The organism is Streptomyces sp. NBC_01003 (genome assembly GCF_045162695.1).
Taxonomy (GTDB): Bacteria; Actinomycetota; Actinomycetes; order Streptomycetales; family Streptomycetaceae; genus Streptomyces.
This window is the reverse complement of sequence record NZ_CP108707.1, coordinates 4,057,872-4,074,196: the sequence shown is the minus strand read 5'-3', so window position 1 is coordinate 4,074,196 and position 16,325 is coordinate 4,057,872. Positions and strand designations below refer to the sequence as shown.

The following is a 16,325-nucleotide window of genomic DNA, read 5'->3' as shown; positions in this document are numbered from 1 at the left end:
ACGTACCGGTGAGCTACTTGAGCCAGCCGATCTTCGTGTAGTCGCTGCTGGCGAGGCCTTCGGCGCCGTAGTTCGCGAGGCCCGAGCGGACCGCGACGATCTGCGGCCGCTGGTACAGCTCGATGGAGTGGCCGAGCTTCCACAGCTCCTTGTCGGCCTCGTTGTAGAGCTTGTCCGCCTCGGTCCTGTCCGTGGTCTGCTGGGCCTTCTTCAGCAGCGCGTCGATCTTCGGGGAGCCGATGGAGCCGTAGTTCTGGAAGAGGTTCTTGCCCTGCGGCTGCACGAAGGTGGGGATGACGATGTTCTTGAAGACGGCGTCGACGTTGCGGAAGCTCGTCAGGTCGAAGTTGCCGGTGTTCACGAACTTCGTGAAGTAGTCGTTGGCCGGGACCTTCTTCAGCGTGACCTTGATGCCGACGGCCGCCAGCTGCTGCTGCACCAGCTCCGCCTGGTCGACCTGGGCCGACGAACTGCCCGCGCTGAGCGTGTACTCGAGCGTGAGTTCCTTGCCGCCCTTGGTGCGGGTCTTCCCCTCACCGGCCGACTTCCAGCCGGCCGCGTCGAGCAACTTGTCCGCCCTCTCGGGGTCGTACTTCCCGTACTCGCCCGAATTGCTCTGGTAGCCCTCCTGGTTGGGCATGAACAAGTGGTTGTCGAGCGGCTTCAGTTCGAAGGAGAGGTCCTTGCTGAAGGCGGCGTTGATGCCCTTGCGGTCGATCGCGTTGCCGAGCGCCTGGCGCACGCGGACGTCCTTCAGCGGGCCGTGCGCGCCGTTGAGCGCGATGTGCACCTCGTCCCAGCGCGCGCCGCGCCGGATGTCCGTGCCGGCCGACTTCACGAGGCGCTTGTAGTCCTCGGGCAGCAGCGCGGTGGCGGCGTCGATCTCCTTGTTGAGATACGCCTCGGTGGTCGCGGTGAAGTCGACGATCCGATAGACGACGGAGTCCAGCTTGGGTTTGGGACCCCACCAGGCCGGGTCCGGCACGATGGTGATCGTCTGGGCTGTCCTGTCGATGTTCTTGATCTTGAAGGCGTTCGCGGTGACCGGGAGCTTCTGCGTCCAGCCCTTGTTGAACTTCTCCGGGGTGTCGATGTACGCCGCCGGGTACACAGGGTCGAAGAGGTTCTGCCACTCGGCGTACGGCTTGTCGAAGGTGATCCGGACGCCGTGTGCGTCCTTGCCCTGCTCGACCTTGGATATCTGCTCGTAGCCGTCGGTGACGGCCGCCTCGTAGTCCTTGTCCGTGTTGTTGAGCGCCTTCCACTGAGCGGCGAAGTCCTTCCAGCTCAGCGGCTTTCCGTCGGACCACTTGGCCTTCGGGTTCAGCTCGTACTCCACGACCTGCGGGTCGGTGGAGACGACCTTCGCCGAGACCAGGAAGTTCGGGTTGACGTGCTGGGCGCCCTTGGCGTCGTTGTCGAACAGGTCGGGCAGCAGCGCCGCGTCCACCTCCGTGGCGTCCCCTTGGAAGCCGTCGGGGGTGTTCCAGTTGAAGTTCGCGGGCCACGTCGACAGGCCCATCTTCAGCGTCCCGCCCTGCCGGAGATCGCTCACCGGATGCGCGTTGATGTCCTGACCGTCCACCGCCGGCGCGGCCTCTTTCCGTACCGGCTTGTCGTCGTCGGACGACCCGCAGCCCGCCAGCACCAGAGTGGCCGACAGGGCTGCGGCGACGGCGGTGAGGGTGGATCTGCGCATGGGTCTTCCTCCGGTCCGGGCTGCGGCGGCGGAGCGGCCGCATGTCAGCCGAGACCGTAGACCCACGGGAGTTGACGACGGAAGAGTACGACGGTCTTGACATGCGCTCTTCACAAAACGGCAACAACCCGCGATCATGCTGGAGTTGAAAGCTGACGACCTGCATCGATGACAGGCGACGAGGGGAGCCGGGCGCGGTCCCCGGTCGTCATCAGGTGTGTTTCAGCGAGAGTTCGGCGCAATCCGCAGCGAGGGCAGGCACGGTGTCGGCATATCTGACCAAGCGGCTCGGCTACTACGCGGTCCTGCTGCTCGTCGCCGTCTGCCTCTCCTACCTGATCGCCTCGCTCGCGCTCGACCCGCGCGCCTACTACGAGGGCCGCCAGCCGCCCCTGTCGCCCTCGGCGGTCGACCACCACCTCACCGCGATGGGCGTCAACGACCACAAGCCGCTCCTCGAACGGTTCCTGGCCTGGGCCGGGCACGCCGTGCGCGGCGATCTCGGGCAGACCATCGACGGGTCGTCCGTCGCCGCCGAGTTCGGCCGGCGGATCGGGGTGAGCCTGCGCCTGCTGCTGCTCGGCACGATCGCCGGCACGGTGGTCGGGGTGATCGCCGGGGCGTGGACGGCGGTGCGCCAGTACCGGCTGTCCGACCGGGCGCTGACCCTCGCGTCGTTCGCGCTGCTCTCGACCCCGGTCTTCCTGCTGGCCGTACTGCTCAAGATCGGCGCCATCTGGTTCAACCAGCAAACCGGGACCGAGCTCATCCAGTTCACGGGCGAGAAGAGCCCGGGTGTCGACTCCGGCTTCTGGGCCGTCCTGAAGGACCGCTCGGTGCACCTGCTGCTTCCGACGGTCTCCATCGCCCTCGGCGCCATCGCCGGGTACAGCCGCTACCAGCGCTCCGCCATGCTCGACGTGCTCGGCGCCGACTATCTGCGCACGGCCCAGGCGAAAGGGCTGACCCGGCGTACGGTGCTGCTGCGGCACGGACTGCGTACGGCCCTCATCCCCATGTCCACGTTCTTCAGCTACGGCTTCCTCGCCCTGTTCACGGGCGCCACCTTCACCGAGACGATCTTCGGCTGGCACGGCATGGGCGAGTGGTTCGTCTCCTCCATCGGCAAGAACGACGTCAACTCCGTCGTCGCCGTCAATGTCTTCGCCGCCGTGGTCGTGCTGCTCTCCGGCTTCCTCGCCGACGCCCTGCACGCCGCACTCGACCCGCGCGTCCGGCGCGCCTGACGCCCGAGGACGTCCCCTGCCATGACCACCACCATCAGCGCCGTGCTCGACCCGGTGCCCCCGGCCGTACGCCCCCGGGGCCGGGCCGGCGTCGTCGCACGCCGCTTCCTGGGCCACCGCAGTGCCCTCGTCGGGGCGACCGTCCTGCTGCTGCTCGTCGCCCTCGCCGTGCTCGGCCCGTACCTCGCCGAGTGGACGTACAGCAAGGTCGACTACACGGCGCTGCGCGAGGGCCCCTCGGCCGACCACTGGTGGGGCACCAACCGCATCGGCCAGGACGTCTTCGCGCAGACCGTGCGCGGGCTCCAGAAGTCCCTGGTGATCGGGGTTCTGGTGGCCCTGTTCTCGACGGGGCTCGCGGCGCTCGTGGGCGCGTGCGCCGGGTACTTCGGGGGCTGGGCGGACCGGGCGCTGATGTTCGTCGTCGACCTGCTGCTCGTCTTCCCCTCGTTCCTCATCATCGCGATCGTCTCGCCGCGGCTGCGGGACGGCGGCTGGTTCGCGTTCGTGGGGCTGCTGGCCGTCTTCGGCTGGATGATCACCGCGCGGGTGGTGCGCTCGATGACCGTGTCCCTCAAGGAACGCGAATTCGTGCGCGCCGCCCGCTACATGGGCGTCGGACCCTTCCGGATCATCTGGCGGCACGTCCTGCCCAACGTGGCGTCGTTCCTGATCATCGACGCCACGATCGCGGTCGGCGGCGCGGTGATGAGCGAGACCGCGCTGTCGTACTTCGGGTTCGGCGTGCAGGCGCCCGACGTCTCGTTGGGGACCCTGATCGCCTCGTCGACGGGCGCGGCCATCACCTACCCCTGGATGTTCTTCTTCCCCGCCGGGCTCCTCATCGTCTTCGTGCTCGCGGTGAACCTGGTGGGGGACGGGCTGCGCGACGCGTTCGATCCGACGAGCACGACCCGTACGAGGAAAGGTACGCGCCGTGCTGCTTGAGGTGTCGGGGCTCCAGGTCGACTTCGACGGGAAGCCCGCAGTACGCGGCGTGGACCTGACGCTGGAGCGGGGAGAGGTCCTCGGCCTGGTGGGCGAGTCGGGGTCGGGGAAGTCCGCGACCGCGCTGGCCCTCCTCGGCCTGCTGCCCGCCGGCGCCGCCGTCCGAGGATCGGTGCGGCTCGACGGGCAGGAGCTGGTCGGCGCGTGGGACCGGGACCTCTCGCGGGTGCGCGGCAGCCGGATCGCGATGGTGTTCCAGGACCCCCTGTCGGCCTTCACGCCCGTGTACCGGATCGGGGACCAGATAGCCGAGGCCGTGCGGGCCCACCAGAAAGTGTCCGGGCGAGCGGCGCGGGCACGCGCCGTCGAGCTGCTCGATCTCGTGGGGATCCCGGAACCGGCCGCGCGCGCCGACGCCTTCCCGCACGAGTTCTCCGGGGGCATGCGCCAGCGGGCCATGATCGCGATGGCCATGGCCAACGACCCCGACGTCATCGTGGCCGACGAGCCGACGACGGCGCTCGACGTGACGATCCAGGCCCAGGTGCTGGACGTACTGCGTACGGCCCGGCGGGAGACGGGTGCGGCCGTCGTGCTGGTCAGCCATGACCTGGGGGTCATCGCCGGGATGGCCGACCGGGTGGCTGTGATGTACGCCGGCCGTGTGGTCGAGAGCGGGCCGGTGGACGACGTGTTCCGGGAGGCCCGGATGCCCTACACGCTGGGGCTGATGGGGGCGGTGCCGCGGCTCGACGGGGCGGCGGATGTGCTGGTGCCCGTGCCGGGGGCTCCGCCGGGGGCCGGGGAGCTGGGCGAGACGTGTGCGTTTGCACCCAGGTGCCCCTTGGCGGTGGAGGCGTGTCTGAGCGAGGTGCCTGCACTGCGGGCCGCTGTGGGTTCGGCGGTGCCTCACCTTGCCGCCTGTGTGCGCGCCGACGAGGTGCGTGGGCTCGCCCCGCAAGACGTCTTCCCCGTGCCCGGGATCGCCGATCGCGGTGAACGCCCCGTGGCAGAAGCCGTGTTGAAGGTGCGCGGACTTGCCAAGACGTTTCCTGTGTTCAAGGGGAGCGCCTTCAGGCGGCGGGTCGGGAGCGTCTACGCCGTCGACGGGGTGGACCTCGACATCCGCGGCGGAGAGACCCTCGCGCTCGTCGGCGAGTCCGGGTCGGGCAAGTCCACCACCCTCTTCGAACTCCTCGAACTGGCACGGCCCGAGGCCGGGGACGTCGAGCTGTTCGGGCAGTCCGTGGGCGGGCTCGGGAAGGCGGGGCGGGCGGCGTTGCGGCGGCGCGTGCAGATCGTGTTCCAGGACCCGATGGCCTCCCTGGATCCCAGGATGCCCGTCGGCGACATCATCACCGAGCCGCTGCGCGCCCAGGGTGCGGACCGGGCGGCGATCGCGCGCCGGATCCCCGTACTCCTGGAACAGGTCGGCCTCGACCCCGCCCACGCGGAGCGCTTTCCGCACGAGTTCTCCGGCGGCCAGCGGCAGCGCGTCGGGATCGCGCGGGCCCTGTCCGTCGAGCCGGAGCTGCTCGTCCTGGACGAACCCGTCTCCGCGCTCGACGTCTCCGTACAGGCGGGCGTCCTCAACCTGCTCCAGAGGCTCAAGGCGGAACTCGGCCTCGCCTATCTCTTCGTCTCGCACGACCTGTCCGTCGTACGGCACATCGCGGACCGTGTGAGCGTCGTGTACCTGGGGCGGACCGTCGAGTCCGGGCCCGTCGCCGACGTCTTCGAGGGGCCCCTGCACCCCTACACCCAGGCCCTGTTGTCCGCGGTGCCGCTGCCCGACCCCGAGCGGGAGCGGGTACGGCAGCGGGACCGGATCCTGCTCGCCGGAGATCCGCCGAGCCCGACGCGGCGCTACGAGGGATGCCGTTTCCGGGCGCGCTGCCCCGTCTACGCGGACCTCCGCGGGGCCGACAGGGAACGCTGCGAGCGCGAGGTGCCCGCGAGCCCGGTGGCCGGGAAGCAGAGCGCCGCCTGTCACTTCCCGCGCGTACGGGACGTCGTGTGAGCGTGGCGGCTCAGTGCGCCGAGCCCGACAGCTGAAGCCCGATCACACCGACGATCACGAACGAGATCGAGACGAGCTTGAGGGTGGAGACCAGGTCGTCGAGGAAGACCATGCCGTAGATCGCGGTGCCCGCAGCGCCGATGCCCGTCCACACCGCGTACGCGGGCCCCACGTCGAGCTTGCGCAGCGCGAGCGTGAGGAGGCCGAAGCTGCCGAGGGCGAAGCACGAGAACGCGATCGTCGGCCAGAGCCGGGTGAAGCCGTGCGAGAGCTTCAGGCAGACCGCGAAGCCGGTCTCGAGAATCCCCGCCACGATGACCAGCAGCCACGCCATGTGCTTGCCTCCAGCATCTTCGACTTCCGTGACCGCTTCGTACGGTTTCGATCTTGCGTCCGGCTTGGTGCGATTATGCACTTACCGTCGAGGGGCGGTCGCAAACAACGCTGAGGTCAGTCGCCCTCGCGTCGCTCCCTCGTGGCGAGCAGCCGCCGCAGTGAGTACAGACGCGCGGGATCGGCGTGTCCCTGAGCGACCCACTCGTCGAGCGCGCAGTCCGGCTCGTCGTGGCTGCACGCGCGCGGACAGTTCTCCGTGCCCGGCTCCAGGTCGGGGAAGGCGTTGATGACGCGGGACGGGTCGACGTAGTGCAGTCCGAAGGAGCGCACGCCCGGGGTGTCGATCACCCAGCCGTTGTCGTCGGGCAGCGGCAGCGCGAGCGCGGACGTCGTGGTGTGCCGGCCGCGGCCCGTGACCGCGTTGACATGGCCCGTCGTACGCCGGCTGCCCTTCGGCACCAGCGCGTTCACCAGCGTCGTCTTGCCCACGCCGGAGTGGCCGACGAACACGGTGATCTTGCCGTCGAGCTGCTCGCGCACCCGCGCGACCGCGGCCCCGCTCTCCAGCTCGTCCCGGCTGGTGACGACGTAGGGGACGCCCAATGCCCCGTACATCTCCAGGAGTTTGTCCGGCGGGTCGAGGTCCGACTTGGTCAGGACGAGGAGCGGGTCGAGGCCACTGTCGTACGCGGCGACGAGGCAGCGGTCGATCATGCGCGGGCGCGGCTCGGGGTCCGCGAGGGCGGTGACTATGGCGAGCTGGTCCGCGTTGGCGACGACCACGCGCTCGTACGGGTCGTCGTCGTCGGCCGTGCGGCGCAGGACGGAGGTGCGCTCACCGATGCGGACGATGCGCGCGAGGGTGTCCTTCTTGCCGGACAGATCCCCGACGACGGAGACCTGGTCGCCGACCACGGCCGCCTTGCGGCCCAGCTCGCGGGCCTTCATCGCGGTGACGGGGATGTCGTCGATGAGGACGGTGAGGCGGCCCCGGTCCACGGTCAGGACCATGCCGTCAGCGGCGTCCTCGTGCTTCGGGCGGATGTTCGTGCGCGGGCGGTTGCCCTTGCGGTTGGGGCGGACGCGGATGTCGTCCTCGTCGGGGTTCTTGCCGTAACGGCGCATGATCTCGATCCGCCCGTCAGTTCCCCAGCATCCCGGCCCACAGGTCGGGGAAGTCGGGCAGGGTCTTGGCGGTCGTCCCCACGTTCTCGATCTCCACGCCCGGCACGGCGAGGCCGATGATCGCGCCCGCGGTGGCCATGCGGTGGTCGTCGTACGTGTGGAAGATCCCGCCGTGCAGGCGGCGCGGCCGGATGTGCAGGCCGTCGGCGGTCTCGGTGACGTCGCCGCCGAGCTCGTTGATCTCCTTGGTGAGCGCGGCCAGGCGGTCCGTCTCGTGCAGGCGCAGGTGCGCCACGCCCCGGAGGGTGGAGGGGGAGTCGGCGAGGGCCGCGACGGCCGCGATGCCGGGCGTCAGCTCGCCGACCTCGCTCAGGTCCACGTCGATGCCGTGGATCGCGCCGGATCCGGTGAACTCAAGGCCCTGCCCGGTCAGTTCGCAGGAGCCGCCCATCAGCGTGAAGATCTCGCGCAGCCGGTCGCCGGGCTGTGTCGTGCGCTCCGGCCAGTCGGGGACGGTGACCTTGCCGCCGGTGACGAGGGCCGCGGCCAGGAACGGCTGGGCGTTAGACAGGTCGGGCTCCACCGTCAGGTCGCGGCCGAGCAGGGCGCCCGAGGTGACGCGCCAGACGTTCGGCTCGCCGCCGGACTCCGGGGTGTCGACCTGGGCGCCGACTGTGCGCAGCATGTCGACGGTCATCCGGATGTGCGGCATCGAGGGCAGCGGGCCGCCGACGTGACGCACCTCGATGCCCTGGTTGAAGCGCGGCGCGGACAGCAGGAGGGCGCTGACGAACTGCGACGAGGAGGACGCGTCGATCTCGACCAGGCCGCCGTCGAGGGCACCGGTGCCGTGCACGGTCATCGGGAGCGAGCCGCGGCTGTCGTCGTCGATCCGGGCGCCGAGCACACGCAGCGCGTCGATCACGCCGTTCAGCGGCCGCTCGTACGAACGGGGGTCGCCGTCGAAGCGCACCGATCCGTCGGCGAGCGCCGCGACCGGGGGCAGGAAGCGCATCACCGTACCGGCGTTGCCCACGTCGACCGTGGCCGGGCCGCGCAGCCCCGAAGGGATGACGCGCCAGGCCTCGCCGGAACCGTCCGGGCCCACGCCCTCCTCGATGCCGACGCCCATGGCGCGCAGGGCGGCCGCCATCAGGAGCGTGTCGCGCGAGCGCAGCGGGCGGCGCAGCCAGCCGGGCTCGGCGGCGAGCGCGGCCAGGACGAGCGCGCGGTTGGTGACCGACTTCGACCCCGGCACATGGACCGTCGCGAAGACGGGGCCGCTCGCGTGGGGGGCGGGCCAGAGAGAGGTGTGCGCGGGGATTTCGGTCATGCCTTTACTTTAGTGGGCTCAGGCGATCGGGCCGGATCACGAGCCCCCACCCGGGGTCACAGTCCGAGCAGCCAGCGGCTCCCGCCGAGCAGCGAGCACAGTGAGACGGCGTGGAAGAAGAACAGCCACATTCCCGCCGGCACGTGCGTGAGCCGCGACAGCTGGTCCGCGTCGGAGTCCCCGGCCCCGCCCCGCCTGCGCTTGCTCTGCAGCTCGAACGCGGGCCGCACGCCGCCCAGCAGCAGGAACCACACGACGACGTAGCCGAACGCGGCCTGCACCTGCGGTCCCGCCAGCCAGGACACGAGCACGAAGAGGCCGCCGGTCAGGATCACGGTCAGCGCGCCGTACGCGTTCCTGATCATCACGAGCAGCGCCAGGAGCAGGGCCGTGGCCAGCCACAGGAGGGCCGTGATGTGCCCGGCGGCGAGCAGCGCCGCGCCGCCGAGGCCGAGGAGCGGGGGAGCGGTGTAGCCGGCGGCCGCGGTCAGGATCATGCCCAGGCCCGACGGCTTGCCACGGCTGACCGTGAGGCCGCTGGTGTCCGAGTGCAGCCTGATGCCGTCGAGACGGCGCCCGCTGAGCAGGGCCACGATGCCGTGCCCGCCCTCATGGGCGATGGTGATCGCGTTGCGGGAGAGCCGCCATATGTTGTGCGGGACGATCACGGCGAGTGAGACCGCCGCTGTGGCGAACACCACCCACTGATCAGGGTCGGACTGGCTGCCGAAGACCCGGTCCCACAGGTCGGCGGCGCCGCTACTCGCGGTGACGTACATGGCTGGAGCGGCTCCCTCTGGCGGGCCAGTATCTGGCACTGTGGCACGTATGTGCGGACGGTATGCATCGAGTCGTAGGCCCGAGGATCTCGCAGGAATCTTTGAGATCGAGAAGTGGGAGCCCGAGGAGACCCTCGCGCCCGACTTCAACGTGGCCCCGACCAAGGAGGTCTACGCGGTCCTCGACCGCCCTGTGAAGGACGCCGCCGACCGGAATCCGGTTCGCCAGCTGCGCACGCTCAAGTGGGGCCTCGTGCCGTCGTGGTCGAAGACCCCCGAGGGAGGCGCCCGGATGATCAACGCCCGCGCCGAGACGGTGTCCGAGAAGCCCTCGTACCGCCGCGCCTTCTCGAGCCGCCGCTGCATCCTGCCCGCCGACGGCTACTACGAGTGGGTCACCGGCGTCGGCGAGCGCGACCTGGAGGTCGAGGGCAAGAAGAAGCGGCCGCGCAAGCAGCCCTACTTCGTCACGCCCGCCGACGGCTCCGTCTTCGCGATGGCGGGCCTGTACGAGTTCTGGCGCGACCGCACCCTGCCCGACGAGCACCCGCTCGCCTGGTGGGTGACCTGCACGGTCATCACCACCGAGGCGGAGACCGCGCCGCTCGCCGTCGCCCCCGGCGAGGGGCCCCGCTCGCTCTTCGACATCCACCCCCGCATGCCGCTCATGCTCACGCCGGACCGCTGGGACGCCTGGCTCGACCCGGCCCGCACCGACGTCGACGACCTGAAGTCGCTGCTCGCGCCGCCGCCGGAGGGCCTGATGCGGGCCTACCCCGTATCGACCTCGGTCAGCAACGTGCGCAACAACGGGCCGGAGCTGCTCAAGGAGCTGGAAGGGCCCGAGGAGGGCACACTCTTCTGACGTGACCAAGAACGTGACCAAGAACACGACCACGAGCGCCGCCGGGCCCGCCGCGAAGACCGAGATCGTCGAGACCGGCGCAGGTGAGGCCCGCATCACCTGGCACCCGGCCCCCGCGAAGAAGGCCCGCCTCGTCCTGGCCCTCAGCCATGGCGCCGGCGGCGGCATCGAGGCGCGTGACCTGAAGGCCGTCGCCGCCGAGCTGCCCGCACACGGAGTGACCGTCGCCCTCGTCGAGCAGCCGTGGCGGGTGGCCGGCAAGAAGGTGGCGCCTGCGCCGAAGACCCTGGACGTCGGCTGGCGCGGGGTGTGGCCCGCCCTGGAGAAGCCGGGGCTCCCGGTCGTCTCGGGCGGGCGCAGCGCGGGCGCGCGCGTGGCGTGCCGCACGGCGCGGGAACTCGGCGCGGCCGCCGTCCTCGCCCTGAGCTTCCCGCTCCACCCGCCGGGCCGCCCCGAGAAGTCCCGCGCCGACGAACTCCTCGGCGCCGGGGTCCCCACCCTCGTCGTCCAGGGCGGCAACGACCCCTTCGGGAAGCCCGCAGAATTCCCCGGATCCACCGCGTACGAGCTCGTCGAAATCCCTTACGGGGACCACGGGTTCGCGGTGCCGAAGCGGGCGGACATCGGCCAGGACGAGGCCGTGGCACTCATCGTGGACGCCGTCGTGAAGTGGGCCGGATCACTCGCGTGACGCCCGGGAATGTTGCGGCCCGGGCGTCTGTTGTCCGGTACAGACGGTACGAGAGTGCTGTCGAAGAATTGCGAGAAGTCACGCGTTGTCACGAGTGCTTACGAGAGGAAGTCCGCCGCATGGGTTCGACCATCTGCCCGAGCCGCAGCAGCGCCGCTGACCTGGAGTGGAGCGTGCTGCACGCGGCGAAGACCGCCCCCATTCGGACGGCGGGCGGACCTGATCGCCAGGCCGCTCCGACCGAGGGTCGTCTATTCTCCGATTCGAGTGGGGTCTCCTTCGGCCCCGCCACGTCGTTGGAGGAGGTGGGTCCGGTCACTGGCACCGACGCAGGGACCGAACACGGCCAGGCGGAAGAGCCCGAGGAGACCGCCGCGGAGCGCAGCCTGCGCTTCGAGCGCGACGCGCTCACGTTCCTCGACCAGATGTACTCGGCCGCGCTGCGCATGACGCGCAACCCGGCCGATGCCGAGGACCTGGTGCAGGAGACCTACGCGAAGGCGTACGCGTCGTTCCACCAGTTCCGCGAGGGCACGAACCTCAAGGCGTGGCTGTACCGCATCCTCACCAACACCTTCATCAACTCGTACCGCAAGAAGCAGCGCGAGCCCCAGCGCAGTGCCGCCGAGGAGATCGAGGACTGGCAGCTGGCGCGTGCCGAGTCGCACATGTCGACCGGCCTGCGTTCCGCCGAGTCGCAGGCGCTCGACCACCTGCCCGACTCGGACGTGAAGTCGGCGCTCCAGGCGATCCCCGAGGAGTTCCGCATCGCGGTCTATCTCGCCGACGTAGAGGGCTTTGCGTACAAGGAGATCGCGGACATCATGGGGACACCCATCGGGACGGTGATGTCCCGGCTCCACCGGGGCCGTCGCCAGCTGCGCGGCATGCTCGAGGACTACGCCCGCGACCGCGGACTGGTCCCGGCCGGTGCCGGGGAGTCGAACGAAGCGAAAGGCTCGGGCTCATGAGCTGCGGCGAGCACCACGAGACGGACTGCAGTGAAGTCCTCGACCATCTCTACGAGTTCCTCGATCACGAGATGCCGGACAGCGACTGCACGAAGTTCGAGACGCACTTCGAGGAGTGCTCTCCGTGCCTCGAGAAGTACGGCCTCGAGCAGGCCGTGAAGAAGCTGGTCAAGCGGTGCTGCGGCCAGGACGACGTACCGAGCGACCTGCGGTCGAAGGTCATGGGCCGCATCGACCTGATCCGGTCGGGGCAGGCCGTGCCCGACCAGGACGTGACGGCGTCGGCTCCCAAGCTGCGGGAAGCCTGAGACGGCGGCCCTGGGGCCGAGCGGTGATGAGCGGGACGTGACGGCGATACGTCACGTCCCGCCGCCGTTCCCCGCCGTTCCCGGCCGGGTTCCCCGCCCCTCGTTCTCCACCCCCGTCACCCGAATGTGCTAATCCGCCGTCGGGTGGCCCGGGGAATCCTCGCGATGCCGCCCGCGCGCCCTCCCCACCGCTCTATTCTCCGGAACCTGAAGCGGGATCACGGGGAGGGGGGTCGGTATGCGCACGGTTCCGCCAGTGGCCCTCGGCTATGTCCTGTGCGCGGCCGGCGGCGCCCTCGCGTGCCTGGCCCCCGCCGCGGGCCCGGCCACACCCTGGCCCGCCGTCGGACTCCTCGCCGTCCTCTACACGGGATGCGAACACGCGGGCCAGTGCCGCGTGATCGGGCGGCGCGTACCCAAGGGCATGGGCACCTTCTTCCCGGTCCTGCTCGCCGGAGCGTTCCTCCTGCCGCCGGCGGCGGCCGCCCTCGTCGCCGTGCCCGGCGCCCTCGTCGCGAGGACGGACCGGCGCCCGGCCGGTCTGCGCCGCGTCTGGCGCGCCGCCCAGCTCGCCCTCGCCACCTGGGCCGCCGCCCGCGTCCACGGAGCGCTCGGCGGCACCGCGGCGGTGTCCGCGCCCCACTTCCCGTACGCGCTCGTGCCCGCCGGAGCGGCGGTCCTCGTCTTCTGCGCCGTCCTCGCCCTGCTCGACGGCGGCATCCTCGCCACCGCCGAACGCGTCCCGCTGCGCGCCGCCTGGCGCGGCCTCTTCCCGAGCGCCCTCGGACCCGTCGCCGTGCACGGCCTCGCGGGCCTCATGATGGCGGTCCTGTGGCGCAGCCCGTACGGCCCGTTCGCCGCGCTGCTCGTGCTGCTGCCGATGTACATCTCCTGCTGGGTGTTCGCCCAGTACCACCGCGAGCGCGCCGCCCACCAGGAGACGATCCGGGCCCTCGTACAGGCCGTCGACATCAAGGACGGATACACGCGCGGCCACAGCGAGCGGGTCGGCCAGGCGTCCATGATGATCGCCCGCGAACTCGGCATGGCGGACGAGCGCGCCGAGGTCCTGCGGTTCGCCGGGATCCTGCACGACGTCGGCAAACTCGGCGTCCCCACCCGCCTGTTGCGCAAGGACGGCCCGCTGACCCCCGAGGAGCGGCGCATCATCGAACTGCACCCCGAGTACGGGCACGAGATGGTGCGCGGCATCGGGTTCCTGGGGGAGGCGCGGGCGGCGATCCTGCATCACCACGAGCGGATGGACGGCAGCGGGTACCCCTACGGGCTCACGGGGGCGCAGATCCCGGAGTTCGCACGGGTGGTGGCGGTGGCGGACGCGTTCGACGCGATGACGTCCACCCGGTCCTACTCGCGGGCACGGCCCGTCGACGTCGCCCTCGCCGAGCTGTCCCGGTGCGCGGGCGCGCAGTTCGACCCGCTGATGGTCGGGGCGCTGGTGCGGGCGCTGGGGCGGCACGGATGGAACCCCGCCGTGACCGCGGACGAGGCCGCCGGGCAGGTGCCCGGGCCCCGCGTCGCGCGGCGGGCGGCCTCGCGGTGACGTGGACGCGGTCCCCGGGCCCGGGGAGCGGCCGGGCGCGCACCACGATCGCGGCCGTCCAGGGTCTCGCCGTCGTGCTCACCGCCGTCTCCCTGGGCGCCACCCTCTGGAACGGGCTGGAGGAACCCGGGACGGCGCTCGCCTTCGGCGTGCTCATCGCCGTCGGTGAACTCGCGCGCTGGGGGGCACCCGGAGGGGACCGGGAGCCCGCACCACTGGGGGTCGCCGGCGCGCTCGCGTACGCACTCCTCGGGGAGACGGCGGGGCAGGCGACGCATCACGGAGCGCTCCAGGTCGTCGCCGTCTGCGTCGCGGCCGCGCTCGTCGGCTCCGTGCCGCATCTCGCGGTCGGGCGCGGGCCGTCCGCCGATCACATGGCGCGGCGCGTCCTCACCGTCGCCTTCGCCGCCGTCTGCTTCCAACCCCTGTACAACGAGGGCAGGTTCGGCGCCTGGCTGGGCGACGGCGCGGCCTACGCGCTGCTGCTCGTCGGGCTGCTCGTCCTGACCGCGCTGTGCGACGCCGTCCTCGCCGCGGCCATGGCGCACGCCCGTACCGGCTGGCCGTTCGGGCCGCTGCTCAGGGACGAGCTGCGAGCCATGAGCGGCATCGGCTCCGCGGTGTGCGCCACCGGCGCCGTCATCGCCCTCGCCGTGGCCGTCGCCGGACTGTGGGCGCTGCCCGTCTTCTGCCTGCCCCTCCTCCTGACCCAGCTCGCCTTCCGTCGGTATGCCGCCGTGCGGACCACGTACCGGCAGACGATCGCCTCGCTGGCCCGCGCCACCGAGATCGCCGGCTACACGCCCCAGGGCCACGCCCTGCGCGTCGCGGCGCTCAGCCGCGCCGTGGGCCGTGAGCTGGGTCTCTCCGAGCCCGACCTCACCGTCCTGGAGTACGCGGCCCTCATGCACGACATCGGGCAGCTGTCCCTCGTCGACCCCGTGGCCGACGGCGCCACCGCCGCCCTGCCCGCCCAGGAGCAGCGCCGGATCGCGCTGCTCGGCGGGGCCGTCGTGCGCCAGACGGGCGTGGACGCCGAGGTCGCCGTCGTCGTCGAGCGCCAGGCCGACCCCTACCGTGAGCAGCCCCTCACCGCGCGCATCGTCCGCACCGCCAACGCATACGACGAGATGGCGCGGGGAGAAGGTCCGCAGGGCCCCCTCACCGCCCTGGAGCGACTGCGTCTGGCCACGGGGCGCGACTACCAGCCCGATGTGGTGGAATCCCTGGCCAGGGTCGTGTCGAGGGGCGGGGTGACCCTGCCCCCGGCTGGGTAACCCATGGGTAATGAGCGGCTCTCCGGCCGCACGTGGTTGGATGCGAAGAAGAGGATGTCCGGGGGCTCAGGCCCCGGCCGTGCTCCTTGGGGGAAGGCCTCCCGAGGGCACCGTCCCCCGGACCGACAGGCGGGAATGCAGGCGGGAATCGTGAGGATCTTCGGCAAGGGACGGCACCGGCCCTCCGCCTCATGGCGGCAGGCCACCGATCGGGCGTTCACGCTCATCGGCGACGGCCGGTACGAGGACGCCGGGGCCCTGCTCACCCGGGCCGCCGACCTCGAGCCGTGGCTGTCCGAGTCCTGGTTCAACCTCGCGCTGCTGCACAAGTTCCGGCACGACTGGGAGCAGGCGCGGGCCGCGGGCCTGCGCGCGGTCGCCCTCCTGGACCGCGAGAGCGGCGCCCCCGACTGGTGGAACGTGGGCATCGCGGCCACCGCCCTGCAGGACTGGCCGCTCGCACGGCGGGCCTGGCAGGCGTACGGACTGAAGGTGCCGGGCGGCGCGACCGCCGCCGGTGAGCCGACCGGCATGGACCTGGGCAGCGCCGCCGTGCGGCTGTCGCCGGAGGGCGAGGCCGAGGTGGTGTGGGGGCGCAGGCTCGACCCCGCCCGCATGGAGGTCCTGTCCATCCCGCTGCCGTCCTCCGGGCGGCGCTGGGGCGAGGTCGTGCTGCACGACGGCGTGCCCCACGGGGAGCGGACGACGGCCGCCGGGCACTCGTACCCCGTCTTCGACGAGATCGAGCTGTGGGCTCCCTCGCCCGTCCCCACCTGGGTCGTTCTCCTGGAGGCGGCGACCGAGGCCGACCGGGACGCCCTGGAGCAGCTCGCCTCCGACGCCGGTTTCGCCGCCGAGGACTGGTCGTCCTCCGTGCGGCTGCTGTGCCGGATGTGCTCCGAGTCGAGGATGCCGTCCGACGAGGGCGACGGCGAGCACCTGGACCCGCACGACCACAGCGAGCCCGGACATCCGGGGCCGCTCGGCCACCGCACGGACGGCCAGCTGTGGGTGCCCGAGCGCGAGTGCGGTGTCGCGGCGCCCGCGGCGCTGGTGCGGGGGCTGCTCGACGGCTGGGTCGCGGACAGCCCGGACTCCAGGGACTGGCGGGACCTTGAAGAGGTCTGCTGACCGGTCCCCGTAGGCTGTACCCCGGAAAATT

General features: G+C 71.4%; 15 protein-coding genes. 10 read left to right on the top strand and 5 right to left on the bottom strand.

What is annotated here, in order from left to right; all coding sequences use genetic code 11:
- Positions 1-13: 13 nt before the first annotated feature.
- Positions 14-1,699: an ABC transporter substrate-binding protein gene (locus OG698_RS18530; RefSeq protein ID WP_406104142.1), complete on the bottom strand. Its 1,686-nt coding sequence runs from the start codon at positions 1,697-1,699 to the stop codon at positions 14-16.
- 263 nt (positions 1,700-1,962) lie between these two features.
- On the opposite strand from OG698_RS18530, the gene OG698_RS18525 reads away from it, so the two are divergent.
- The 3 genes from OG698_RS18525 to OG698_RS18515 are packed head-to-tail and all read left to right on the top strand — an operon-like array spanning position 1,963 to position 5,914.
- Complete coding sequence (locus OG698_RS18525) at positions 1,963-2,946, top strand: ABC transporter permease (RefSeq protein ID WP_383088180.1); 984 nt, start codon at positions 1,963-1,965, stop codon at positions 2,944-2,946.
- Positions 2,947-2,967: 21 nt separating this feature from the next.
- Positions 2,968-3,894 carry an ABC transporter permease gene (locus OG698_RS18520; RefSeq protein ID WP_406104140.1) on the top strand — a complete coding sequence of 309 codons (927 nt, stop codon included), beginning with the start codon at positions 2,968-2,970 and terminating at the stop codon, positions 3,892-3,894.
- Entirely contained in the window at positions 3,887-5,914 is a 2,028-nt protein-coding gene (locus tag OG698_RS18515; protein ID WP_406111137.1) for a dipeptide ABC transporter ATP-binding protein, read from the top strand. Before OG698_RS18520 ends, OG698_RS18515 begins: the two co-directional genes overlap by 8 nt.
- A gap of 10 nt (positions 5,915-5,924) precedes the next feature.
- Here the strand turns inward: OG698_RS18515 and OG698_RS18510 are convergent, their stop codons facing one another.
- The 4 genes from OG698_RS18510 to OG698_RS18495 form a co-directional block, all read right to left on the bottom strand.
- Entirely contained in the window at positions 5,925-6,248 is a 324-nt protein-coding gene (locus OG698_RS18510; RefSeq protein ID WP_100595965.1) for a multidrug efflux SMR transporter, read from the bottom strand.
- A 116-nt stretch (positions 6,249-6,364) separates the two neighbouring features.
- The gene (gene rsgA, locus OG698_RS18505; RefSeq protein ID WP_406104138.1) at positions 6,365-7,375 is read right to left on the bottom strand and encodes a ribosome small subunit-dependent GTPase A; all 1,011 of its coding nucleotides are present in this window, start codon (positions 7,373-7,375) and stop codon (positions 6,365-6,367) included.
- Between the two features lie 16 nt (positions 7,376-7,391).
- Entirely contained in the window at positions 7,392-8,708 is a 1,317-nt protein-coding gene (aroA, locus tag OG698_RS18500; RefSeq protein WP_406104137.1) for a 3-phosphoshikimate 1-carboxyvinyltransferase, read from the bottom strand.
- Between the two features lie 56 nt (positions 8,709-8,764).
- Positions 8,765-9,487 carry a M50 family metallopeptidase gene (locus tag OG698_RS18495; protein WP_406104135.1) on the bottom strand — a complete coding sequence of 241 codons (723 nt, stop codon included), beginning with the start codon at positions 9,485-9,487 and terminating at the stop codon, positions 8,765-8,767.
- Positions 9,488-9,536: 49 nt separating this feature from the next.
- Here OG698_RS18495 and OG698_RS18490 point away from each other — a divergent pair, with 49 nt between their 5' ends.
- From OG698_RS18490 to OG698_RS18460, 7 genes are all read left to right on the top strand, one after another.
- A complete protein-coding gene (locus OG698_RS18490; protein ID WP_406104133.1) occupies positions 9,537-10,352 on the top strand; it encodes an SOS response-associated peptidase in 816 nt (271 codons plus the stop codon).
- 1 nt (position 10,353) lies between these two features.
- On the top strand, positions 10,354-11,043 hold the full coding sequence (locus OG698_RS18485) for an alpha/beta family hydrolase (protein WP_406104132.1): 690 nt from the start codon (positions 10,354-10,356) through the stop codon (positions 11,041-11,043).
- Positions 11,044-11,348: 305 nt separating this feature from the next.
- Positions 11,349-12,014, top strand: coding sequence for an RNA polymerase sigma factor SigR (sigR, locus tag OG698_RS18480; RefSeq protein ID WP_199841903.1), 666 nt, complete (start codon positions 11,349-11,351; stop codon positions 12,012-12,014).
- The gene (gene rsrA / locus OG698_RS18475) at positions 12,011-12,322 is read left to right on the top strand and encodes a mycothiol system anti-sigma-R factor (protein ID WP_326774182.1); all 312 of its coding nucleotides are present in this window, start codon (positions 12,011-12,013) and stop codon (positions 12,320-12,322) included. The genes sigR and rsrA overlap by 4 nt, the downstream gene beginning before the upstream one ends.
- A gap of 238 nt (positions 12,323-12,560) precedes the next feature.
- Positions 12,561-13,886 (top strand): HD-GYP domain-containing protein, encoded by a 1,326-nt coding sequence (locus tag OG698_RS18470; protein WP_406104131.1) that lies wholly within the window; start codon positions 12,561-12,563, stop codon positions 13,884-13,886.
- Positions 13,805-15,163 (top strand): HD-GYP domain-containing protein, encoded by a 1,359-nt coding sequence (locus OG698_RS18465; RefSeq protein WP_406104129.1) that lies wholly within the window; start codon positions 13,805-13,807, stop codon positions 15,161-15,163. The genes OG698_RS18470 and OG698_RS18465 overlap by 82 nt, the downstream gene beginning before the upstream one ends.
- Before the next feature lie 150 nt (positions 15,164-15,313).
- The gene (locus OG698_RS18460) at positions 15,314-16,294 is read left to right on the top strand and encodes a hypothetical protein (protein WP_100596001.1); all 981 of its coding nucleotides are present in this window, start codon (positions 15,314-15,316) and stop codon (positions 16,292-16,294) included.
- The last annotated feature ends 31 nt before the right edge of the window (positions 16,295-16,325 follow it).